This is a genomic window from Cedecea davisae, assembly GCF_044095835.1.
In the GTDB taxonomy this organism is placed as follows: Bacteria; Pseudomonadota; Gammaproteobacteria; order Enterobacterales; family Enterobacteriaceae; genus Cedecea; species Cedecea davisae.
Genome location: NZ_CP172054.1, coordinates 2,202,099 through 2,225,372, shown reverse-complemented (window position 1 = coordinate 2,225,372; position 23,274 = coordinate 2,202,099). Strand labels below are relative to the sequence as shown.

At 54.1% G+C, this 23,274-nt stretch carries 20 protein-coding genes and 1 pseudogene; 9 read left to right on the top strand and 12 right to left on the bottom strand.

Features of this window, described 5'->3' with window-relative positions:
- Window positions 1-24 precede the first annotated feature (24 nt).
- The 3 genes from ACG1VR_RS10980 to ACG1VR_RS10970 are packed head-to-tail and all read right to left on the bottom strand — an operon-like array spanning window position 25 to window position 3,193.
- On the bottom strand, window positions 25-348 hold the full coding sequence (locus ACG1VR_RS10980; protein WP_279046236.1) for a YdbL family protein: 324 nt from the start codon (window positions 346-348) through the stop codon (window positions 25-27).
- 14 nt (window positions 349-362) lie between these two features.
- The gene (locus ACG1VR_RS10975) at window positions 363-554 is read right to left on the bottom strand and encodes a YnbE family lipoprotein (protein WP_016536623.1); all 192 of its coding nucleotides are present in this window, start codon (window positions 552-554) and stop codon (window positions 363-365) included.
- Window positions 551-3,193: a YdbH family protein gene (locus ACG1VR_RS10970; RefSeq protein WP_395490924.1), complete on the bottom strand. Its 2,643-nt coding sequence runs from the start codon at window positions 3,191-3,193 to the stop codon at window positions 551-553. The genes ACG1VR_RS10975 and ACG1VR_RS10970 overlap by 4 nt, the downstream gene beginning before the upstream one ends.
- A 212-nt stretch (window positions 3,194-3,405) precedes the next feature.
- Between ACG1VR_RS10970 and ACG1VR_RS10965 the strand changes: the two genes are divergently transcribed.
- Together ACG1VR_RS10965 and hslJ are read left to right on the top strand one after the other, a co-directional pair.
- The gene (locus tag ACG1VR_RS10965; protein WP_016536626.1) at window positions 3,406-4,395 is read left to right on the top strand and encodes a 2-hydroxyacid dehydrogenase; all 990 of its coding nucleotides are present in this window, start codon (window positions 3,406-3,408) and stop codon (window positions 4,393-4,395) included.
- Window positions 4,396-4,513: 118 nt separating this feature from the next.
- Window positions 4,514-4,945, top strand: a complete 432-nt coding sequence (gene hslJ, locus ACG1VR_RS10960; RefSeq protein WP_016536627.1) for a heat shock protein HslJ — start codon at window positions 4,514-4,516, stop codon at window positions 4,943-4,945.
- Here hslJ and ACG1VR_RS10955 read toward each other — a convergent pair whose 3' ends face one another.
- Window positions 4,946-5,212 carry a DUF333 domain-containing protein gene (locus ACG1VR_RS10955; RefSeq protein ID WP_039898277.1) on the bottom strand — a complete coding sequence of 89 codons (267 nt, stop codon included), beginning with the start codon at window positions 5,210-5,212 and terminating at the stop codon, window positions 4,946-4,948.
- 179 nt (window positions 5,213-5,391) lie between these two features.
- Window positions 5,392-5,694 (bottom strand): cupin domain-containing protein, encoded by a 303-nt coding sequence (locus tag ACG1VR_RS10950; RefSeq protein WP_254065315.1) that lies wholly within the window; start codon window positions 5,692-5,694, stop codon window positions 5,392-5,394.
- A 250-nt stretch (window positions 5,695-5,944) separates the two neighbouring features.
- Between ACG1VR_RS10950 and nifJ the strand changes: the two genes are divergently transcribed.
- On the top strand, window positions 5,945-9,472 hold the full coding sequence (nifJ, locus tag ACG1VR_RS10945; protein ID WP_395490923.1) for a pyruvate:ferredoxin (flavodoxin) oxidoreductase: 3,528 nt from the start codon (window positions 5,945-5,947) through the stop codon (window positions 9,470-9,472).
- A gap of 44 nt (window positions 9,473-9,516) precedes the next feature.
- Here nifJ and dbpA read toward each other — a convergent pair whose 3' ends face one another.
- Window positions 9,517-10,890 (bottom strand): ATP-dependent RNA helicase DbpA, encoded by a 1,374-nt coding sequence (gene dbpA, locus ACG1VR_RS10940; RefSeq protein ID WP_395490922.1) that lies wholly within the window; start codon window positions 10,888-10,890, stop codon window positions 9,517-9,519.
- A 261-nt stretch (window positions 10,891-11,151) separates the two neighbouring features.
- Between dbpA and ACG1VR_RS10935 the strand changes: the two genes are divergently transcribed.
- Window positions 11,152-11,571, top strand: coding sequence for a DUF2000 family protein (locus tag ACG1VR_RS10935; RefSeq protein ID WP_016536633.1), 420 nt, complete (start codon window positions 11,152-11,154; stop codon window positions 11,569-11,571).
- Between the two features lie 329 nt (window positions 11,572-11,900).
- Here the strand turns inward: ACG1VR_RS10935 and ACG1VR_RS10930 are convergent, their stop codons facing one another.
- The gene (locus ACG1VR_RS10930; RefSeq protein WP_016536635.1) at window positions 11,901-12,356 is read right to left on the bottom strand and encodes a DUF805 domain-containing protein; all 456 of its coding nucleotides are present in this window, start codon (window positions 12,354-12,356) and stop codon (window positions 11,901-11,903) included.
- A gap of 191 nt (window positions 12,357-12,547) precedes the next feature.
- Here ACG1VR_RS10930 and ACG1VR_RS10925 point away from each other — a divergent pair, with 191 nt between their 5' ends.
- Window positions 12,548-14,584 (top strand): prolyl oligopeptidase family protein, encoded by a 2,037-nt coding sequence (locus tag ACG1VR_RS10925; protein ID WP_395490921.1) that lies wholly within the window; start codon window positions 12,548-12,550, stop codon window positions 14,582-14,584.
- A gap of 222 nt (window positions 14,585-14,806) precedes the next feature.
- On the opposite strand, the gene ACG1VR_RS10920 is transcribed toward ACG1VR_RS10925, so the two are convergent.
- Window positions 14,807-15,142: a hypothetical protein gene (locus tag ACG1VR_RS10920; RefSeq protein ID WP_395490920.1), complete on the bottom strand. Its 336-nt coding sequence runs from the start codon at window positions 15,140-15,142 to the stop codon at window positions 14,807-14,809.
- A gap of 508 nt (window positions 15,143-15,650) precedes the next feature.
- Between ACG1VR_RS10920 and ACG1VR_RS10915 the strand changes: the two genes are divergently transcribed.
- The 3 genes and pseudogenes from ACG1VR_RS10915 to ttcA all read left to right on the top strand — a co-directional run bounded on the left by ACG1VR_RS10915 (window position 15,651) and on the right by ttcA (window position 17,796).
- Window positions 15,651-16,085: a hypothetical protein gene (locus tag ACG1VR_RS10915; RefSeq protein WP_395490919.1), complete on the top strand. Its 435-nt coding sequence runs from the start codon at window positions 15,651-15,653 to the stop codon at window positions 16,083-16,085.
- A 327-nt stretch (window positions 16,086-16,412) separates the two neighbouring features.
- Window positions 16,413-16,811: pseudogene (locus ACG1VR_RS10910) on the top strand (tyrosine-type recombinase/integrase); the annotation flags it as partial.
- A gap of 49 nt (window positions 16,812-16,860) precedes the next feature.
- On the top strand, window positions 16,861-17,796 hold the full coding sequence (gene ttcA / locus ACG1VR_RS10905) for a tRNA 2-thiocytidine(32) synthetase TtcA (RefSeq protein WP_016536646.1): 936 nt from the start codon (window positions 16,861-16,863) through the stop codon (window positions 17,794-17,796).
- Between the two features lie 461 nt (window positions 17,797-18,257).
- On the opposite strand, the gene zntB is transcribed toward ttcA, so the two are convergent.
- From zntB to ACG1VR_RS10890, 3 genes are all read right to left on the bottom strand, one after another.
- Window positions 18,258-19,241, bottom strand: a complete 984-nt coding sequence (zntB, locus tag ACG1VR_RS10900) for a zinc transporter ZntB (protein WP_016536649.1) — start codon at window positions 19,239-19,241, stop codon at window positions 18,258-18,260.
- Window positions 19,242-19,409: 168 nt separating this feature from the next.
- On the bottom strand, window positions 19,410-19,676 hold the full coding sequence (locus tag ACG1VR_RS10895) for a DksA/TraR family C4-type zinc finger protein (RefSeq protein ID WP_016536650.1): 267 nt from the start codon (window positions 19,674-19,676) through the stop codon (window positions 19,410-19,412).
- Between the two features lie 71 nt (window positions 19,677-19,747).
- Window positions 19,748-21,367, bottom strand: a complete 1,620-nt coding sequence (locus tag ACG1VR_RS10890) for an ABC transporter substrate-binding protein (protein ID WP_016536651.1) — start codon at window positions 21,365-21,367, stop codon at window positions 19,748-19,750.
- A gap of 166 nt (window positions 21,368-21,533) precedes the next feature.
- On the opposite strand from ACG1VR_RS10890, the gene mpaA reads away from it, so the two are divergent.
- Window positions 21,534-22,241 carry a murein tripeptide amidase MpaA gene (mpaA, locus tag ACG1VR_RS10885; RefSeq protein WP_395490918.1) on the top strand — a complete coding sequence of 236 codons (708 nt, stop codon included), beginning with the start codon at window positions 21,534-21,536 and terminating at the stop codon, window positions 22,239-22,241.
- Here mpaA and ycjG read toward each other — a convergent pair whose 3' ends face one another.
- Complete coding sequence (gene ycjG / locus ACG1VR_RS10880) at window positions 22,242-23,207, bottom strand: L-Ala-D/L-Glu epimerase (protein ID WP_395491092.1); 966 nt, start codon at window positions 23,205-23,207, stop codon at window positions 22,242-22,244.
- Window positions 23,208-23,274: the final 67 nt, after the last annotated feature.

Below are 23,274 nucleotides of genomic sequence, written 5' to 3'. Positions count from 1 at the left end.
GGGGGTGAGAGTAAAATACCAAAACTACTTCTTCATCCACTGGCCGTTCAGACCACGCACATACTCACCGGCCGGCGCACGATCGACCAGTTTCTGCCCGGCAAGCCGCGCCACTTCGTTGATCGAAATATTATTGGTGTCCGCCAGCTGCTGGTAATGCTGGGCGCGGGCATCATTGATGCTTTTTACCAGCGCCAGGGTTTCCTGGTCCTGTTTTATCGGCGCAATATAGCCGCTTAGCGTTTCGCCGACCCGCCCCTGTTCACGAGCTTCATTCAATGTCAGAGCCATTGCCGACGCGCTGAACAACAAGGCCAGCGCCAGCGCCCCTTTAAGAATAGATTTCATCCCCGTTCCCCTCATCAGAACAGATCGCTGCGGCTTTTGAGCAGGCTTTCGACATCTTTATCCACTTTGATATGGATCTCATGCTCAATTTTGACATTCATATTGATGGTTATTGGCTCTTTCGGCGCCGCTACCTCGATTCGCGGCGTGCAGCCCGCCAGCATCATGGCGCAGGGTGCCAGCAGCGCGGCGGTTAATATTTTCATTGTCTGTCCTCACAGGCTTCGCCGGGTTGGGTACAGCGCGCTGACGGTAGCGCGGCATTCTCTTCCAGCCAGGTTTGTAAATTATCGCCAAAGCGCAGGCTGCGCCACAGGGTAAACAGGTTTTCCTGATGGGTATAGTTGAGATTGACGGTATTTGTTTTCCCCTCGACGTGGCTGATGCCGGTCACGCTGGAGCGCATTTTCACTATGCCGAGATTATCAAGACTGATTTGTGTCCAGGAGCGGGAAATTTCCATATAGCGCAGCCAGTTAATTGCCGCCCCCGCAGCCATATTATTATCGACGATGGCGTCGGCCATATCCTTATCCATGCGGAAGGTCATCGGCCCGGGGTTTGTCAGCCAGCCGTCTTTGATTATCCACTGCGGATGGTTAAGCCACAGCGGCAGCGCACCGTTGAAGCGCCCGGACATGGTGAACTGTTTCGGGCTAATCGCGCTGATGAGTTCGCTCGAGGAGAGATTTTGCAGGCGCAGCAGCGCCGCATCATGCTGCGGCATACGCAATTGCTGCATGGATATCTTGCCGCCCAGCACATCGGCATTCACGTTGCTTAGCAGCAGAGGCCGACGTTCACTCCACGGATACCAGCCTTCGAGATCGGCAGTAATATTTTGCGTCGCAATCTGGTTGCGCACTTCTGCGATGCGCAGAGTGACCGGCCCACGGGTGCCAAGATGCCAGGTGGAGTCGCTGAAGCGGAACGGCAATACAAAGTCTACGCCGTTGATTTGGTTATCCGGCATCCAGACGCTGCCGTTTTTTACCACGCCGTGGCCGCCGGCCTCAAAGCCCTGCCCGGCGGCGGCCGAGAAAGCAACCTGAGCGTAGAGCGCGCCGCCCTTCAAATCCATTTTCCAGTCCGGCGGGAGCAGGGGCTGGAACACGGTCAGCACCTGCTTTGGCCACCATGCATTACCGCGCAGGCGCTCGCCATCCCAGCGCCCCACCACCCGCACCGGGCCAATAGCACCCGCATGGAGATCGCCTTTGTACAGGAAGGAAGTCGGATTTTGGCCGCTGACGCTAAACTTGAGCGTTGAAGGGGGCAAGGCGCTGCCGCCGCTGAAGGTGGCTGCCCCGGCATCCAGCGAGAAGTCGCCGCTAAAGGTTTCTTTTTTATCGTTACGCTCCCAGCGCAGCGGTTTTTCCAGCACCAGGCGCGGCTTGGCTATCAGCATCGAGCCGTATTCCAGTTTGTCGAATCCGGTTGAGAGCGAACTCAGCTCTATTGCGCTGTCGCGCCATTCGCCAAGGCCCCTGACGTCCCACTTAGCCTGCATCGGCGTGAAACTGCCCTTGCCCCAGTAGCGCCACTGCCACAGCCCGGCGTCCGGCAGGAAGTCGTTAGCTTTGCCGTCAAGATGCAGTTCAACGGAGCCCATTTCGTTATCGTGAGCGCGCAGTATTGCCTGCAGGCGACCATCCACGCCTTTACCCGAGACGCGCACGCCGGCCAGCGGCCAGCGCACATCATCTATATTCAGGGTTTCAATCAGCCGCCCGCGTGAACGCAGCAGCGCGCCGGGGCGGAACAGTAAAGCCGGGTCGGTAAGCGCCCCGGTCAGCTCGCCGGGCAGCACTGCGTAAAAAATCAGCTGATCCTGTTTGGCCTCGCCGGTTAACTGAAACGGTAAGGTGCTGTCGGTCATGCTGAGCTTGCCCGGCCCGATGTTCAGCACGGCGTTACCCTTCCCGGCTTCGCCCTGGGTCACCACGTTCATTCGCCCGGTGAAAACAGCGTTATCCAGCCCCTGCTGCCAGTCTTCCACCTTCAGCGCCAGGCCGCCGCGCAGAGGGAAACCGGCGTAGGGCCAGTTCCACTCGCCGCCGTTAATCTCCAGCATTTTCTCGCTAAGACTCCACGGAACTGAAAGCAACATCTCGTCTGAGGCGGCTTTTTTGACCGCTAACGTACCCGAGCTGGCATGCCAGTTCAGCATCACGTCAAGCTTGTCCGGCTCCTGCGGAATTTGTACCTGAGTCGCAACCTGGCCATCGGTCGGCAGGCCGTCGGGAACCAGAGGCAGGGTTAACTCGCCCACCAGCTCCAGCGGTGGAAGACCTTCGAATGCGCCAACCTTCAGCTCGCCTATCCTCAGGCTCTGTCCTTTAAGGGTCGCGGCAACGGTAAGCAGCTTGCCCTGGTAATCCAGGTGCTGTTGCTCCGGCGTCAGCGAAAGGCGCAGCGCCCCTGAATACTGCTGCCACGGAGTCACGTTGAGCTTATCGATAGTCAACCAGGTATTGGGCAGCATTTTCTGCCATTCTTCAAGGGTACGCGGCGCGGCGGACGAGGCATCATCCTGCGGGATTTTGCCGATACAGTCCGGGTTCAGATTCAGTTCCGCAACCTGCAGGCGCCAGCGGCTTGGGTGGCTGAGGGTGGCATCCCTGAGATTGGCAAGTTCGCACTCACCCGCCAGATAACGGAGATCGGGAATAACAATAGCGCCGTTATGCAGGCGCGGGCTGGCTTCCATCGCGATGCGCGTTCCCTGCGGCAGCCAGATACCGGCAAGCGTCGGCAGCCAGTGAGCGAGCGTCAGCAGCAGCGAAAGCGGCAGTAAAATCAGCGCCAGCAGCAGCGCAAGGGCGGCTTTGTATTTACCCTTCATGGGTGGTTAATATCCTGATTCAGCGACAATTTAAGCCGAAATATGTCATTATTCTGGCACGATTATGGCCGGACGTGAAGGCGGCGACTGCATTAAGCTTAGCTTGCCCGGAAAGTGTAATAGTCACCCGGCGTTAAAATTTCTTTTAAGAAATTGTATGATTATTTTAAGCATGGTAATTTTGGAACCAACCCTTTCTGGAGATAAGTCTTATGAAACTTGCGGTTTATAGCACAAAACAGTACGACAAAAAGTATCTGGAGCAGGTTAACCAGGAGTATGGCTTTGATCTTGAATTTTTTGACTTCCTGCTGAGCGAGAAGACGGCCAAAAACGCCAACGGCTGCGACGGAGTCTGCATCTTCGTTAATGATGATGGTAGTCGCCCGGTGCTCGAAGAGCTAAAAAAACACGGTGTTAAATTTATCGCTCTGCGCTGCGCCGGTTTTAATAACGTGGATTTGGAAGCGGCAAAAGAGCTCGGCATGCCGGTAGTCCGCGTACCTGCTTATTCGCCTGAAGCCGTCGCCGAACACGCCGTGGGCATGATGATGTGCCTTAACCGTCGCATTCACCGTGCCTACCAGCGCACCCGCGATGCCAACTTCTCGCTCGAAGGGCTGACCGGTTTTACCATGCACGGCAAAACCGCTGGCGTCATCGGCACCGGCAAAATCGGCGTTGCGGCGCTAAGAATTCTGAAAGGGTTTGGCCTGCGCCTGCTGGCGTTCGATCCGTATCCAAGCGCGGCGGCTCTGGATCTAGGCGTGGAATATGTTGACCTGGAAACGCTGTTCGCCCAGTCAGACATTATTTCCCTGCACTGCCCGCTGACGCCGGAAAACTATCACCTGCTGAACCAGAGCGCCTTCGACCAGATGAAAAACGGCGTGATGATCATCAACACCAGCCGCGGCGGCCTGATTGATTCCCAGGCGGCCATCGACGCGCTCAAGCATCAGAAAATTGGCGCGCTGGGGATGGACGTTTACGAAAATGAACGCGATCTGTTCTTTGAAGATAAGTCCAACGACGTAATTCAGGACGACATTTTCCGCCGCCTCTCCGCCTGCCACAACGTGCTGTTTACCGGACATCAGGCGTTTTTAACCGCGGAGGCGTTAACCAGCATCTCCGAAACCACGCTCGAGAACCTACGCCAGCTTGAAAAAGGCGAAGCCTGCCCGAACCAGCTGAACTGATTTGCCGCCCTCTTCACGCCGGAGAGGGCTTTTTAAGATTATCCTTACTGCTTCATGCGCCACATCCTGCGAAAGTGGCGCCCTTTCATTGATGACACATAAACCTTAGGGAGAAGAGATGAAAAAGTTTGCTTCACTTATGCTGGCAAGCGTTGTTCTGGCGGGCTGTGCCCAATCAGCCGATAAAGGCTCCGTAACCGCGCAGGACTTGCAGCACCACCGTTTTGTGCTGCAAAGCGTTGACGGCAAGCCTCTGGATGTGAAAAACAGCAAGCGCGCACCCGAGCTGAGCTTTGGTGAGAACATGCATATTTCAGGCGCGATGTGTAACCGCTTTATGGGTCAGGCAACGCTTGAGGGCGACACGCTGAAGGCGAAGGGTCTGGGGATGACCATGATGCTGTGCGTAGAGCCGCAGCTTAACGACCTGGATCACCGCATCAACGACATGCTCACTGCCGGAGCAAAAGTTACGCTGGAAAATCAGCAACTGGTGCTGAAAAGCGGCCAACATACGCTGACGTACAAACTGGCCGATCTGGTTAACTAATCAGTAGCTGCCACAAGTGCCGGCGGCGAGCGAGTTCTCATTACAACGCTTGCCGTTTGGCATGGCACACATGCCCATCGCACTGCCGTCCAGCTGACGCGCAACGCTCATCGTCCCGCCGATCATCGCACAATTCGCTTCGCCCTGGCTCGACATCGCTGCCCTCAGGCCCGGTGGAACGTGGGCCGCAGTGGCCTGTTGCGGGGGTTCATTACTGCAAGCTGATAATAATAGTGCGGCACAACCGGCTAAAAACGCAGCGCGCATGGCTTCTCTCTCCTGGCTGAATATGCAAAACCTTTGCATAATGGCGCATGGTTACCGCTGCGTCGAGGGCATAAAGCAATAAAATGTGTTGCTTTTTGTGGTGTCGATCACCTTTTAAAACAAAACATCAGAGTTTTCTTAGCGCCCCGCCTTTTTATCTCGCTAAATCAAGCACGCCATCACTCCCGGTCAACCAGCAATAACGTGCCGTGACTACCGGGCAAAACGCGGTGTTCAGCTCCGGCCGGAATAAGATAAAAATCCCCGGATTTAAGCCTGATGGTTTCTCTCCCGACCTGGAGATCCATCTCGCCTTCAATCACCACCAGAAGCTCATCAAACCCGGCATGGGACTCAACCGGAATGCCTTCCCCACCCATTTTGATAAGCTTAATGTTGGCGCCGCCGATTTTCCCCAGCACCTGCGACTTCCAGATATCCGGTAGTTCAAACGCCATCTGTGTTAACGATCCGCTATTCATGCCGTCTCCTTGTAGGGTAAGCCCCTATCCTCACCGCACTTTTCCCGTCGGCCAAATTCTTAATAACCATAAGATATTCACGAACTATTGCGCCGGGTAACGCAGTCGTTAACGATGGATCAATTTGTGCACTCCTGGCCCGAACAACTTCAAGGGGCCAGGTGGACGTACTATAATTGAGGGATTAATTATTACGGGACTCGGGGTTAGCAGGCGGGTCCCTTTATTTTGCGCAATGTAAAGGTGTCTTATGATCACTATCGACGGCAACGGTGCAGTCGCCTCCGTGGCGTTTCGTGCCAGCGAAGTTATTGCCATCTACCCTATCACCCCCAGTTCGACGATGGCCGAGCAGGCCGATGCCTGGTCCGGTGACGGCAGGAAAAACGTCTGGGGCGACACGCCTCGCGTGGTAGAAATGCAGTCCGAAGCGGGCGCGATTGGCGCCGTCCACGGCGCGCTGCAAACGGGTGCCCTTTCAACTTCGTTTACATCATCTCAGGGTTTGCTGCTGATGATCCCAACGCTGTACAAACTGGCCGGTCAGCTGACCCCGTTTGTGCTGCACGTTGCCGCCCGCACCGTAGCCACCCACGCGCTGTCGATTTTTGGCGATCATTCCGACGTGATGGCCGTGCGCCAGACCGGCTGCGCCATGCTCTGCGCCAGCAGCGTGCAGGAGGCACAGGACTTCGCGCTGATTTCGCATATTGCCACCCTGAAGAGCCGCGTCCCGTTTATTCACTTTTTTGACGGTTTCCGCACCTCGCACGAAATCAACAAAATCGTGCCGCTGGCGGACGACACTATCCGCAGCCTGCTGCCGCAAAAAGAGATCGATGAGCACCGCGCCCGCGCTCTGAACCCTGAGCACCCGGTTATCCGTGGGACCTCGGCAAACCCGGACACTTACTTCCAGTCCCGCGAGGCCACGAACCCGTGGTACAACGCCGTTTACGCCCACGTTGAGCAGGCGATGAACGATTTTGCCTCTACCACCGGGCGCAGCTATCGTCCGTTTGAATATTACGGGCACCCCGAAGCCGAGCGTGTGATTATCGTTATGGGTTCCGCGGTAGGGACTTGCGAAGAAGTCGTGGATGAGTTGCTGACTCGCGGCGAGAAAGTGGGCGTGCTGAAGGTCCGCCTGTTCCGCCCATTCTCAGCCGGGCATTTGCTGGAACTGCTGCCGCAAACCGCCCGCCGGGTAGCCGTTCTGGATCGCACTAAAGAGCCGGGAGCGCTGGCCGAGCCGCTTTATCTCGACGTGATGACAGCCCTGGCCGAGTCCGTCAGCCGCGGCGACCGCGAAACATTGCCTCGCGTGATTGGTGGCCGCTATGGCCTGTCATCTAAAGAGTTCGGCCCGGAATGCGTGCTCGCCGTCTTTAACGAACTGAGCGAAGACGAACCTCGCCCTCGTTTCACCGTCGGTATTTATGACGACGTTACAAACCTGTCGCTGCCGTTAGGGCAAAACACCCTGCCCAACCGCGCTAAGCTTGAAGCCCTGTTCTACGGCCTCGGCAGCGACGGCAGCGTTTCGGCCACCAAAAACAACATCAAGATTATCGGCAACTCGACGCCGTGGTTTACCCAGGGCTATTTCGTTTACGACTCCAAAAAAGCCGGAGGCCTGACGGTTTCACACCTGCGCGTAAGCGAGCAGCCGATAAATTCCACTTACCTGATTGAGAAAGCGGATTTCGTCGGCTGCCACCAGCTGCAATTTATCGACAAGTATCAAATGGCGGAGCGCCTGAAGCCCGGCGGCATTTTCCTGCTTAACACGCCGTACAGCGCCGATGAAGTCTGGAGCCGTCTGCCGCAGGAAGTGCAGGCGGTGCTTAACCAGAAGCAGGCGCGTTTATACGTGATTAACGCGGCGAAAATCGCCCGTGAATGCCATCTGGGCGCGCGCATCAATACCGTTATGCAAATGGCCTTCTTCCACCTGACGCAGATCCTGCCGGGCGATACCGCACTTGCCGAATTGCAGGGCGCGATTGCCAAAAGCTACAGCAGCAAAGGCACGGAAATAGTCGAACGTAACTGGCAGGCGCTGGCGCTGGCGCGCGACTCCCTCGCCGAAGTACCGCTGCAGGCCGTTAACCCGGACAGCGCAATGCGCCCTCCTGTGGTTTCCGACGCCGCACCTGATTTTGTTAAAACCGTCACCGCTGCCATGCTGGCCGGCCTGGGCGACGCCCTGCCGGTTTCTGCTCTGCCGCCGGATGGCACCTGGCCGATGGGCACCACCCAGTGGGAGAAACGCAATATTGCGGAAGAGATCCCAATCTGGAAACCGGATCTTTGTACCCAGTGTAACCACTGCGTTGCCGCCTGCCCGCATTCGGCCATCCGCGCCAAGGTGGTTCAGCCCGACGCGATGGAAAACGCGCCGGAAGCCCTACAGTCTCTGGATGTAAAATCCCGCGATATGCGAGGCCAGAAATATGTGTTGCAGGTTGCGCCGGAAGATTGCACCGGCTGTAACCTGTGCGTGGAAGTCTGCCCGGCTAAAGATCGCCAGAACCCGGAAATCAAGGCCATCAATATGCTGTCCCGCCTTGAGCACGTTGAAGAAGAGAAAAAGAATTATGACTTCTTCCTCAACCTTCCGGAAATCGACCGTTCCAGCCTGGAGCGCATCGATATTCGTACTTCTCAGCTGCTGACGCCGCTGTTTGAATACTCCGGCGCCTGCTCCGGCTGCGGCGAAACGCCTTATATCAAGATCCTCACCCAGCTGTACGGCGACCGCATGCTTATCGCTAATGCCACCGGCTGTTCGTCTATTTACGGGGGCAACCTGCCGTCTACGCCGTACACTACGGACGCCAATGGCCGTGGCCCGGCCTGGGCTAACTCGCTGTTTGAAGATAACGCCGAGTTCGGGCTTGGTTTCCGCCTGACCGTGGACCAGCACCGCGCCCGCGTAATGCGCCTGCTGGGCCAATTTGCCGACAAACTACCGGCAGAGCTGAACGAGCAGCTGCACGCTGAGGCAACGCCGGAAGTTCGCCGCGAGCAGGTTGCCGAGCTGCGTAAACACCTGGCTAATGTTGACGATGCGGATGCTCGTCAGCTGGTGACCGACGCCGATGCGCTGGTGGATAAATCCATCTGGTTGATTGGCGGCGACGGCTGGGCCTACGACATCGGCTTTGGCGGTCTTGACCATGTGCTGAGCCTGACCGAGAACGTCAACATTCTGGTGCTGGATACTCAATGTTATTCCAACACCGGCGGCCAGGCCTCTAAAGCCACGCCGCTTGGGGCAGTAACCAAGTTTGGCGAACACGGCAAACGCAAAGCGCGTAAAGATTTGGGCGTCAGCATGATGATGTACGGCCATGTCTACGTCGCACAGATTTCCCTGGGCGCACAGCTGAACCAGACGATAAAAGCGATTCAGGAAGCGGAAGCTTACCCTGGCCCGTCGCTGATCATCGCCTACAGCCCTTGCGAAGAGCACGGCTACGATCTGGCCCTGAGCCACGATCAGATGCGCCAGCTCACGGCGACCGGCTTCTGGCCGCTGTACCGCTTCGACCCGCGCCGTGCAGATGAAGGCAAACTGCCACTGGCGCTGGACTCTCGTCCGCCGTCGGACGCGCTGGCAGATACGTTGATGAAAGAGCAGCGTTTCCGCCGCCTGAACGCACAGCAGCCGGAAGTTGCCGAACAGCTATGGAAGGATGCCGCAGCTGATTTGCAGAAGCGTTATGATTTCCTGGCGCAGTTGGCGGGCAAAGCGGAGAAAGTTAGCGAGTAATTGGGGAATGCCCCTCACCCCCGTGGGGTGAGGGGAAAACTGATTTACTTCAGCAGGCGAACCTTCACGGATTTACCCTTGATTTTGCCCTGCTGGAGCTGCTTCCACGCGTGACGCGCCACGGACTGGCGCACCGCCACGTAGACATGAACAGGATGCACGTCGATTTTACCGATATCCGCCCCTTCCAGCCCCATTTCCCCGGTTAATGCCCCCAGAATATCACCCGGACGCATTTTGGCTTTTTTACCACCGTCGATGCACAGGGTCGCCATTTCGGCTTCAAGAGGTTTAACCGAAACGCCGGACGGCACCTGCTGCCAGTTCAGGGACAGGTTGAGCATTTCGGCAAGCACGCCTGCACGCTGGGCTTCTTCCGGCGCGCAGAAACTGATAGCCAGCCCGCTCTGACCGGCACGCGCTGTACGACCGATGCGGTGAACGTGAACTTCCGGGTCCCAGGAGAGTTCGTAGTTAATCACCATTTCAAGCGCTTTGATATCGAGGCCACGGGCGGCAACGTCGGTAGCCACCAGCACGCGGCTGCTGCCGTTAGCAAAACGTACCAGCGTCTGGTCACGGTCGCGCTGTTCCATATCGCCATGCAGCGCAAGCGCGCTTTGGTTACGCTCATTCAGCGCATCGCACACGGACTGGCAATCTTTTTTGGTATTACAGAACACCACGCAGGAAGCAGGCTGGTGCTTGCTCAGCAGCGCCAACAGCAGGCCAACTTTACCGCCGCGGGAAACTTCATAGAACTGCTGCTCAACGGCAGGAAGTTCGTCCACGGTGTCAATTTCAATGGTCAGCGGGTCACGCTGCACGCGACGGCTGATGGCCGCAATCGCGGTTGGCCATGTTGCGGAGAAGAGCAATGTCTGGCGCTTTTCAGGCGCATGGGCGATAACTTCATCGATAGCATCGGCAAAGCCCATATCCAGCATGCGGTCAGCTTCATCCAGCACCAGCGTTTGCAGAGCATCCAGGCGGACTGTCTCTTTTTTGAGGTGATCCAGCAGGCGGCCGGGCGTTGCCACAATAATATGCGGGGCGTGTTGCAGGGAGTCACGCTGGACGCCAAACGGCTGGCCGCCGCACAGCGTCAGAATTTTAATATTCGGCATATAGCGAGCCAGGCGGCGCAGCTCTTTAGCGACCTGGTCGGCCAGTTCACGCGTTGGGCACAGCACCAGCGACTGGGTTAAGAACTGGCTGGCGTCGATGTGCTGCAACAGGCCGAGGCCAAAAGCTGCGGTTTTACCGCTGCCGGTTTTTGCCTGAGCGCGGACGTCTTTTCCGGCAAGAATAGCGGGCAAAGCCGCGGCCTGAACGGGCGTCATTTCGTGATACCCCAGTTCGCTAAGGTTGGCGAGTTGTGCTTCAGGTAAAGCGTTCAGTGCGGAAAAAGCGGTCACAATGGTCATCTCTTAATAATAACGGGCAGGCGCGTATGCTAGCAGATTCGCGGGCTTCAGGCGTCAGTTTATCGATTTTGCTGCTTTAACGGACAAATCAATAAAAATGGCCCTTTCTTCTGCTTCTGCGGGTCTGGCGGCAATAAAGGTTTAAAGATTGATCCCAAACAGAAATTCGGCTAAAGAAATGATTATTATGCTGTGCTTTGCGCCTTAAGCTAAATCAACAAGGTATTTCCCGGTAAAAGATAAGGAATCAGAATGTTCGAGGATAATGACTATAAGCTTTACGTTATCGTCAACCGTAACGCCGAGATTAGCGTGCAGATGAATGCCGTTGGCCACCTTTGCGGCGGGATTATGCTAAAAGCCGAAGAGCCGAAATTTCATGATTACCTCAACCAGGATAGCGGCTTAAGCGCCTATATGAACCACTATCCGGTTGTGGTGTTGCAGTCCAAAAACAGCAGCCAGCTGGCTACCGCGCTTGAAAAATGCAAAGAGGAAGGCGTGCTGTATAACTTCTTCACCACGACTATGCTGTCCCACTCCTCTGAACAGCAGATTAAAGATACGCTTGAAGCGCCCTTTGCCGGGCTGGACTTCGTGGCCATCGCCCTGTACGGCGAGACGGAAAAACTGAAGCCGGTGACTAAAAAATTCTCAGTGTTTAAAGGCTAATCGCCGGGGTAATAATGCGCCGTATTATTACCCTGCCCTTACTACCACTCATCTCCCGCGTAGAGGCTGAGAATGTCATCCTCAAACCAGCAGCCTACTTTGTAATACATTGCGCAGCCGATCAAAAAGCTGGCGATAAGTATCAATGCCGTCAAAAATCCTTTCACTTCGTAACACTCTCCAGTAGGTCTCGCGGTGATATTGACAGGGCGGGCAAAAAAAAGTTCCGCGATGTTACTATCTCACACAGCCGGGGCATCTTGCGGGGAAGACCAGACCGTTAGTATCGGCCCGGCTCCCTGAGACTTTATGGATAACGGGATAGCCCGTTAGTCAGGAATATTTTTAGATTTAAAACAGCATAGCGTGATGACAAGGATCACCGGCGCCCAGAATAAAACAACGCTCAGCGTCAGATTAATGTACACATAGGCAGACGGCGATGCGTAGTTGATGGCAATCACGCTAAGCAGCCGGTTTAACAGCGGTAACAGATACGCAATCCCAAACCACCAGCCGGTGCGACCAATATCATGCATTCTCCTGATCCCAACAGCCAGCGTCGGAAGCAGCAGCACAAGCGACATCACAGCGTAAATCAGGCCGATATAAAACATCGGCGGCTCCTGCTGAGCCAGGCCCGCGCGGATGCCGATAACCACTGGCGTTAACAGCAACACCGCATAATTGATGCCAACAAACGCCCAGAACTCTTTCCTTGTTGCTCGCCCATTAAAAACGAGTCCTTTTTTCCATCCCTGCAAATAACTTGCCCAAAATCCCATATCTATTCCTTGTTATATCCTTGCGTTAAGCGCGCATGAAACGCTGGTTATCAGCGGCTGTCAAGCTACCCGATCTGTTAGCAAAAGCTGCCTTGCTACTGGAGCAAAACCACAAAAGCCCTCAGGTGTACTGAAAATAAACATAATGATATGTTCAACTGCGGAACAGGTACTCTACAAAAGGACTCGTGATGAAACAGTCAGAGATTGAGGATTTACTCAGCAAGCTGGAAGCGCCGCACGACGAGGCAGCGCTAAGCTGGGTGGCAAAACAGAATCAACGCACGACGGAAAGATTCGCCTGCGGTGAGCGTTTCGAGAAAATGCAGCACGCTATTTTGCAGGCGCTGGACGACAAAACGAATATCCCGTGGGGGAGTCATTACCGCGAGATGGTCTACAACTTCAGGCAGGATGACGAACACCCTCGCGGCATCTGGCGACGCACCACAGAAACCTCGTACCGGACGCCAAACCCGGAATGGGAAACGGTACTGGATATCGACCGCCTGAATGATGAGGAAGGCAAAAACTGGAGCTACCACGGCGCAGACCTGCTCTTCCCGGATTATTCGCGGGCGCTGATCTTCTTATCAAGCGGCGGAGATGCCTGCGAGATTCGTGAATTCGATCTGGTGAATAAAGTCTTTATCCACGACGGTTTCTATCTGCCGGAAAGTAAAAGCTCGGTAAGCTGGCTTGATGAAAATATGCTGCTGCTGGCGCTGGACGCAGGCGGCGACACGCTCACTACATCAGGCTATCCACGCTGCGTTTACCGCTGGATTCGGGGAACCTCACCGCAGCAGGCCGGGCTGATTTACGCCGGTGAAGCAACGGATATGATGGTTTCAGCCTGGCACGACGCTACGCCAGGCTTTGAAAGAGACCTGGTGTACTGTCGCCAGGATTTTTACCACGGTAAGACCTGGCTACTGAGCGGCCAGAACGAACTGGCGCTAATCGACATCCCGGATGATGCTTCATGTCGGTTCTTTAAAGACTGGCTGCTGGTAACGCTGAACTCCGACTGGCTTATTCAGGATAAAACCTGGCCCGCCGGATCTTTACTGGCTATTGATTTCGCGACCTTCCAGCGTGGCGGGCGTGAATTCATTACTCTGTTCACGCCAAACTCCCGAACCAGCCTGCTGGGCTTCAGCACGACCCGCGATTATCTCCTGCTTAACCTCACTCAGGATGCGGTAGAAAAAGTCGAAATCATGAAAATTGAGGGTGGTCAGCCGCAAAGCTTGAAGATCCTGGCTCTGCCTGATTTTACTAACGTTTCGGCCGGCGGTATTGATCGCGAAAGCAACCGCTACCTGCTGGTAAGCCACGGTTTCCTTCAACCTTACAGCCTCAGTTATGGGGATCTGGACGACGACTCGCTTGCCCTTGTAAAACAAGACCCGGCCTGTTTTGAGGGACGTGAATTTGACGTCACCCAGCACTTTACCCTGTCGCCGGACGGCGCGCGCATCCCCTATTTTCAGATAGCGGCCAAAGATCTGGCACTTTCAGGCGATAACCCAACGCTGCTCTACGGCTATGGCGGGTTCGAGGTTTCATTAACGCCCGATTATTTAGGCCCCAAAGGCGCTACCTGGCTGCAAAAAGGCGGCGTTTACGTTGTCGCCAATATTCGTGGCGGCGGTGAATACGGGCCAGCCTGGCACCAGGCCGCCTTAAAGCAACATCGCCACCGAGCCTATGAAGATTTTGCGGCCGTTGCTGATGATTTAATCGCTCGTAAAGTCACTAGCCCGGCAAGGCTGGCGGCTCAGGGCGGCAGCAACGGCGGACTGTTGATTGGCAATATGCTGACCGACTATCCCGAGCTGTTTGGTGCTCTGGTGTGCGAAGTCCCGCTGCTGGACATGCTCAACTATCATCGCTGGCTGGCGGGCGCTTCGTGGATTGCCGAGTATGGCGACCCGGAGATCGCCGAAGAGCGTCAGTGGCTGCTGAATTACTCTCCGTTTGACAAAGTTAGTGCCGAAAAACAGTACCCGCCGACGCTATTTACCACTGGTACGCAGGACGACCGCGTAAGCCCGGCGCATGCACGCAAAATGGTGGCGCGTATGCAGCAGCAGGGTCACGAGGATGTCTGGCTGTACGAGGAAACTGAAGCGGGCCACGGCAGCGCGCCGGAGAATAGCCAACGGGCTTTTCACCAGGCAATGGTTGAAGAGTTTTTGTGGCAAATATTGACCGGGCGCTAATCCTCATAGCGCAGTCAGGGTATTTTTGCGCCGGAGGCCAGGTCGTTACTAACGGCCTGGCTCTTTTGAGTTTTTATAAGTGTTCGGTGTCAGATGTGCAAATAGGCAAGGCACATATTAAATATATGTGTTGTGAAGAATTCACCCGGCAAGACAATATTATTATAGAAAAAAACATCTGACAACTATATGAACAGCATTGCATTGAGAATCTGCAATATATTAAACAGGGAAAATCCTTACACTTCCGGTTTGTGTACTCCCCAAGTATTTATCTGTACATTGTAGAATATAAACAAAAGACCTTTCGTCTCCTTTAGCCTTAAACTCAACATCAATCCTTTCTGCGTTATCACCATAACCATATGTTATAGTGGATGTTTCTGGCTCCCTCAATACCATATAGTTGTAAGAAAACTGACCAGGGGTTTGTTCAAAAACCGGGCTGGATATATGGTAGAGCTTAGAGTCAAATGTAACTGACAGTGGTTTCTGCAAACCAATATCAGGCCACTTCCCTATAACTTCATATCTAACATTCACATCAGTGCTATTCACTTTTACTCTCCTTTATTTAACAGCAATAGATAACATCTACATATATAAGCCACTACAAATGAAATATCAACAATATATTAATGAAAACCAATACATCAAACAGGATGTATTATTAAACTTAGAATATACATTTCAAATTTATAATAAAAAAACAAGAGCCAACTCAATTAAATTAAAATACAAGCCCCCGATTTGTCGATATTTTCATTGCAACGGCACTCAAACGGCAGTTTTTTTGCTCATCCACAATGGATAGTGTACTCAAAAATCGTATCACGTCGCATCGAAGATCGGCGCCTCATCAATTAGATACAAAGCACCAGAGCAAGAAATATCCAGGCCCATATTCAATTTTGTAGATGATTCGGCACTTCAGTATGGTGCAGCGCCCAATAGACGGTCTCGATAACCTGCCGGGCGGATGAATTCAGTGGTTATTCTCAGTTCAAGTTTATGAAGAGCTTGCCGATAGTAACCTTATTAATTTTATTTATGATGTGGGTGTTAAATGGACTGGTTGCTTACGGCGCTATTTCTAGTGCTAGTTGCGTTAATTTTGCGTGTTTTATTCACACATGGAATCGCAGGAAGGTTTCTCTATGTTGATAAAAGAAAAAAAGACGTAACTCTGCATATGGCCATTTTTGGCACACCAAGAAATAAAAAAGGTGTTCATAAACTCACAACATCATTTATTAATGCATTGAAAAATATGAAAAACAAAAGTTATGCCAGCGTATCGATGAAGAGCCACCTTATTGACTCAAAGAGACTGGCGATACTACAGCGACTAGCTCTACAGAATGGCTACTCGATCATTAACGTTCATTATTTTCCGACACCAAAGTGGCAACGGTTTTTCATTCCGGTTTCAATGGCTATATGCCGGTTTAAGATCGTAAAAGTGAAGCCACAAACCTGCTCTTTAACCATCCTTTTATGAGTAGGAAAAATATCGTTATAGGGTATCTCCCTACTTGCAATGGTAACGACAATGAAATCACTGTTATCTACAAGTGTCGGTTGCCTATAACTGAAGATCATAATGTCGAAAATTATCAGCTTAGCTCGTTGAGTTTTTCTGATTGGGTTGGCTATATGAAAAAAATTAACGTTTAAAATTTACTGTAAACACTACTGCCTATGTACTCCTGCGGCCCCGCTTGTTGCTGGTTTCAATTAGCTCCCTGAGCTGGAAATAATCCCGTTTAGCGGCGTCAGTAAGTCTGGAACTTGTCGCAGCATCCACGCCGAGGACGCGTAGGTCACGCTGGAAGCCCTGAAGGCGCAGCGTGAGTTGACGGCTCTGCACCCAAAAACCAAAATAATATTTCATCACCGGGAGTACGGCCGCACCGAAACACAGTTTTTGCACTTCGTTTTTATGCCGCGAATGCGTAAAGGAGAGCAAAAACCTTATTATTCTGTCACCAGTATCGGCGCCAGGTGGAACGCCGCTGTAAAACGTGCTGGAATTCGCCGCCGTAATCCGTACCATACACGCCACACTTACGCATGCTGGCTGTTATCGGCCGGTGCGAACCCCTCTTTTATTGCGAATCAAATGGGGCATGAAAACGCGCAAATGGTTTATGAGGTCTACGCTACGTGGATTGAAGAACTGAGCGGTGATCGGGTGAATATGCTTAACGGCAGGCTGGCACTTTGAAAAAACTTTGCCCCTTACATGCCCCTTTTGGTTTCAGAGACAGTAAATAATGCAAGAAAATCAGCAAGCTACAAAGAAAGAACAGTACAACCTGAACAAGTTACAGAAACGCCTGCGCCGCAACGTGGGCGAAGCGATTGCCGATTACAACATGATTGAAGACGGCGACCGCATTATGGTCTGCCTTTCCGGCGGCAAAGACAGCTATACCATGCTGGAGATCCTCACCAGTCTGCAAAAGAGCGCGCCTATCAGCTTTAGCCTGGTAGCGGTGAACCTCGACCAGAAACAACCGGGCTTCCCTGAGCACGTTCTGCCGCAGTATCTGGAAAGCATCGGCGTTGAGTACAAAATTGTCGAAGAGAACACCTACGGCATCGTTAAAGAGAAGATCCCTGAAGGCAAGACCACCTGCTCACTTTGCTCGCGCCTGCGCCGGGGTATTCTGTACCGCACGGCAACCGAGCTGGGCTGCACCAAAATCGCCCTCGGCCACCATCGCGATGACATTCTGCAAACGCTGTTCCTGAACATGTTCTACGGCGGAAAAATGAAAGGCATGCCGCCGAAGCTGATGAGCGACGACGGCAAACACATCGTTATTCGCCCGCTGGCCTACTGCCGCGAGAAAGATATCGAGCGTTTTGCTATCGCGCGTGAATATCCGATTATTCCATGCAATCTCTGCGGCTCGCAGCCAAACCTGCAGCGTCAGGTTATTGCCGATATGCTGCGTGACTGGGATAAGCGCTATCCGGGTCGAATCGAAACCATGTTCAGCGCTATGCAAAACGTGGTGCCATCGCACCTGTGCGATACAGAGCTATTCGACTTCGTTGGTATCACTCACGGTTCTGAAGTGGTTAACGGCGGCGATCTGGCGTTCGACCGCGAAGAGCTGCCGATGCAGCCCGTTGGCTGGCAGCCGGAAGAAGACGGCGCAGAAACCTCTCTGCAACGCCTGGATATTCTGGAAATCAAATAACCTTTCATTCCCTCTCCGCCCGGAGAGGGAAAACTTCAGTGATGCGCAGGCGGGTCGATTATCGGATGCGGATCGGGTTCGGTCGGCGGGTCGGGTAGCGGCTGAGGTCTGGGAATGGGGTCGGGTACCGGGATGGGTTCGTTCGGGAACGCCGGGTCGCTCATTGTCAGGCTGTTGCGATACAGCATCGTCATCTCCTGGGTCAGTGAATCACCCTTTAAAGCATAGCCGACAAATCGCAGGCAAAAAAAAGCCGACTCATAAAGTCGGCATCGTACGAATCAATTGTGCTATGCAGTAATTCTAAAAAAGGAAGTAAGACAATATGGAGCGCAACGCCCATCGCTTGACGTTGCATTCACCTGCGAGAGAGAGTTTGCCTTTGTGGCGCTTTTTGTTTCTTGATTTCGCTCAATAACAGCGCCGTTTCCAGGCCATTTCCTCGCTAAAATCGCGCAAATTTATAACCATTTACTGCGATGCAACCACCAGGCAACACCGCCGATAAGAACTACCAACATTATGCAGAACAGGCTGAAGCCAAATGCCCAGCCGCCGCCGGGAATGCCCCCGAGGTTGACCCCAAACAGCCCGGTTAAAAAGGTGCTTGGCAAAAAGACCATCGCCATCAGCGACATGGTGTAAGTCCTGCGGTTCATCGACTCCTGCATCACCTGGGATATTTCGTCCGTCATTACCCCGGTACGTGCGATGCAGGAATCAATCTCATCAAGCCCCCTGCCCAGCCTGTCGGCAATATCCTGCATGCGGCGGCGCTGATCGTCGCTCATCCAGCTCAGGCGTTCGCTGGAAAGCCGGGCATAAACGTCACGCTGGGGCGACATGTAGCGGCGCATCACAATCAGCTGTTTACGCAGCAGAGCCAGCGTGCCGCGAGGCGGAACCTGCTGATCAAGCAGGTTATCTTCAAGATCGATGATTTTGTCGTGCATCTGCTCGATAAATTCGCTGGCGTGGTCGGTCAGAGCGTCACAGGCATCCACCAGCCAGCTTCCACAGTCCGTTGGTCCTGTGCCTTCATTGAGATCGTTAACCACGTCGTCAAGCGCCAGAACCTGGCGGCGGCGGGTGGAAACAATCAGGCGCTCGTCGATGTACAGACGCACGGCAACCAGCTGGTCCGGGCGCTCATCCGTGCTGCCGTTTATACAGCGCAGCGTAATCAGCGTGCCGTCACCCACTCTTGATACGCGCGGGCGCATACTCTCGCCCGCCAGCGCATCGCGAACATAATTAGGCAGCAGCGGCGTATTGGCCAGCCAGTCGGCGCTATCGGCATTGGTATAATTCAGATGCAGCCAGCAGGGGTGCTCGCTGTCGATAATCTCATTATTATCAAGCGGCTTGACGCCGCCTTTACCATCAAGTTGCCAGGCGAAAACCGCGTCCGGTACATGCAGCTCGCTGCCTTTAATTACATCCACTGCGCAATCCTCAAACTGAGTCTGTTCTTTCTGACAGTCTAGCCATCTCTGGAGCTAAGGCAACAGATAGCGCGGGTCAAACGTTCTGAATTCGCAGGAAAAAGAGTAAACAAAGCTTAAGCGGAGTATTGTTTCGGGCAGAAAAAACCGGGCGGGTGCCCGGTTTAATTAGCGTAGCTGGCTGTCTTTAGAGCCGCGGCGGTTATAGCCTGAAAACGTTGCCCGGTGGGCGTCTTCCACCTGCTGGCATTTAACGCACAACCGCACGCCCTGAATCGCTTTTCGCCTTGCCTCCGGGATGCTCTCCCCGCACTCTTCGCAGTGTGCAAGGCTTTCTCCCTTTGGCAGTTCGCTGCGCGCTCTGGCTACAGCATCGTCTATGGTGCTGTCGATTTGCTCCTGAACGGCGTCGTCGCTGGCCCAACCTGATGCCATATTCTCACCTCCGCAATCGCTAACCTGATGAGAGGATTATAACACTTTCAGTGTGCAAATTTTAGCCGGGACTAGTGCTTAATAATGTACATCGTCCGGCTATAGGCGACATCTTCAGGGTTATCTATCGGATAGCCTTTCAGCCAAGGCTTGATCAGGCGGCCATTGGTGTACTGATAAATTGGCGCGATCGGGGCTTTTTCCTGAATGATTTTTTCCGCTTCGTTATAGTCTCTATTACGCGCTTTATCGGTGGTTTCCAGAGCAGCCTGAGCCAGAAGTTTGTCATAAGCCGGGGAGTTAAAGCGCGAAATATTACCGCTGTGGGTGGCCGTGAGCAGCGAGAGGAAAGTAGAAGGTTCGTTGTAGTCACCCACCCACGAAGCGCGGATCACGTCGAAGTTGCCGGTATTGCGGCTGTCGATATAGGTTTTCCACTCCTGGTTTTGCAGCTTCACGTCTACACCGAGGTTTTTCTTCCACATTGAGGCGACGGCGATGGCGATCTTCTGGTGGTTTTCAGAAGTGTTGTACAGCAGCGTCAGCTTCAAAGGTCTGGACTCGCCGTAGCCCGCCGCGCGCAGCAGCATCTTCGCCTGGGCGTTCAGCTCCTGCTGGCTCATGGTTTCAAACGGTGAAGGCTCGGGGGTAAATCCGGCGGTCACGTCCGGGGTAAAGCGCCACGCCGGTTTTTCACCGGTTCCCAATACTTTTTCCGCCATCAGGCGGCGGTCGATTGTCATGCTCAGCGCCAGGCGAACGCGCGAATCAGCCGTCGGCCCTTTTTGGGTGTTAAAAGCATAGTAATAAGTGCCAAGCTGCGGCGGCGTGTAAACCTGGCCCGGAATATCCTTCAGTAGCTTCTGGTAGAGGTTTTTCGGGAAGGATTCGGTGATATCGATATCCCCGGCCTGGTAGCGTTTAGTGGCCGCCGACTCCTGGTTAATCGGAATGAAGGTGACTTTGGTCAGCACCGTTTTGCCGTTATCCCAGTAGTTTTTGTTCGGTACAACCACCAGCTTCTCGTTGACCACCCGGTCCTGCAACGTGAACGCGCCATTACCCACCAGATTTCCGGGCTTAGTCCACTCCCCGCCAAATTTCTCAACCGCCGCTTTTGGCGTTGGGTAGAAAGCAAAGTTGGCCGTCAGGCTCGGGAAAAACGGTACCGGTTTATCAAGCTGGACGCGCAACGTTTTAGCATCAACGGCAGTAACCCCGAGCTTATCCGCAGGCATTTTACCGTCGATAATTGCCTGTGAATTGGTGATGCCCGCCAGCGTAGCGAACCAGGCAAATGAAGATGTATTTTTCGGGTCAACCAGGCGCTGCCAGCTGTAGACGAAGTCCTGCGCCGTCACCGGCGTCCCGTCGGACCAGCGCGCGTTGTCCCGCAGCGTAAAGGTCCAGATGCGGTTATCGTTGCTCTGCCATTTGGTGGCAACGCCCGGCACCAGCTCTCCCTTTTCATTCTGGTTAACCAAACCTTCAAAAAGGTCACGTATAACCTGGATTTCAGGCAAACCGACCGCTTTTATCGGATCAAGGCTCGCGGGTTCGTCTTTAATATGCCTGACCAGCTCCTGATGGGCAGCTAACTGGGTTCCGGCCGGAACGTCCGCCGCCCACGCGCTTTGCAGCATGCAGGCAACGGCCACCGCACAATAGCTTAAACTGACGCTTTTTTTCATCGTTATCCTTCCGTGTTTTTGCAATCAGGAGATTAATGTAAGTTACTGTAGCGCAATTTATTATTCTGTTGCCAGGAAGATGCTCACATCTATGGTTTAAGGTGAGTTTTGCTGAAAACATTGCTATTAATAATGTTAAAACCTTCCTGTTTAGCAGAGGAACATCATGCCCACGACCCGCCCTCGTCCCCAGCGTGGACATCTGCCCCCGGGCTGTGAACGCTACGGAAAATCCGCTTTAGGCGCCCCGCTGCTCTGGTTTCCTGCCGCCGTTACCGACGAGCCCAGTGGGCTGATTATTGCCGGTACGCACGGCGACGAAAACGCTGCGATGGTTGCACTTTCCTGCGCGCTGCGTACGCTTGAGCCGCAGTTTCGCCGCCATCATGTGATTCTCGCCGTTAACCCGGACGGCTGCCAGCTGGGGCTGCGCGCCAACGCTCACGGCGTCGATCTTAATCGTAATTTCCCTTCTGCAAATTGGAAGGCAGGCGAAACGGTCTACCGCTGGAACAGCAGTGCAGAACTGCGGGATGTAGTGCTTTCAACCGGCAAAACGCCCGGTTCCGAGCCTGAAACCGCCGCCCTGTGCCAATTAATTCACCGGCTACAGCCCGCATGGATTGTCTCTTTCCACGATCCTCTGGGCTGTATTGAGGATCCGCACAGCTCTGCTCTCGGTCATTGGCTGTCTGAGGCTTTCACCCTGCCGCTGGTCACCAGCGTGGGTTACGAAACGCCGGGTTCATTTGGCAGTTGGTGTGCGGATTTAAGCCTGCCCTGTATTACCGCAGAGTTCCCACCAATTTCAGCGGATGAGGCCAGCGAGCGCTATCTCCAGGCGATGATCGGCCTGCTTCACTGGCGTAAATAGCTACGGATAAAGCTTGCCGGTTACAAAATTCAACCCCGGCTCGACGTCAACGGCAAGCCAGGTCGGGCCATCCAGGTCGGCAAAGCGAACTTTAGCCGCCAGCGGCAAGGCGGCGGCTATCGCGCGTGAAGTGCAAAGCATACAGCCGAGCATCACGTCAAACCCCTGTTCACGCGCCGATTTAGCCAGCAGGAGCGCTTCTGTCAGGCCGCCGGTTTTATCCAGTTTGATATTCACCATTTCATAGCGCCCCGCAAGGGTTGCCAGGCTGCTGCGGGTGTGGCAGCTTTCGTCGGCGCATACCGGCAGCGGATGGATAAAGTTTGCCAGCGCCTCGTCCTGCCCCGCAGGCAGCGGCTGCTCCAGCATCGCGACGTTAAGGTCGGCAAGCAGTTGGCAGCGAGCGGCTAGCCCGTCACCGCGCCAGGACTCATTGGCATCAACAATTAAAATGGCCTCAGGCACCGCCGCTCTTATAGCGACCATTCGCTCGGTAATCAGCCGGTCGTCCAGCTTCACCTTTAGCAAGCGAGCGCCCTTTTCCCACAAAAGCGCTGCGGATGCCGCCATCTGTTCGGGAGCGGCAATAGTGACGGTTTGCGCGGTGGTAATCATTTCCGGCAGCTCAATCGCGGCCAGGCCGGAGATTGTTGTGTGTTTCTGTCGAGCCTCGAGATCCCAAAGCGCGCTGTCGATAGCGTTGCGGGCGGCTCCGGGCGGTAAAGCCTCTTGTAGTCCGGCACGCGTCATCCCGCGTTCAAGCTCGGCTAAAACGGTGGTAATTTGCGCCAGCACGGAGGCATCGCTTTCGCCATAGCGGGGGTAAGGCGTGCATTCGCCAACGCCTTTTACTCCGTCTTCTTCAAGCTCAACGACCACGACAACCGCTTCGCTGCGCGTCCCCCTGGAGATAACAAATGGCGTATGGAGCGGCCATGCTTCCTGGTAAACTTTCACTGTTCTCATCATTGTCTCCCTTTGGGCTTATCACCTGAGTATAGCGAGCCCGGGCTTTTATCAGGAGTATCAGTTT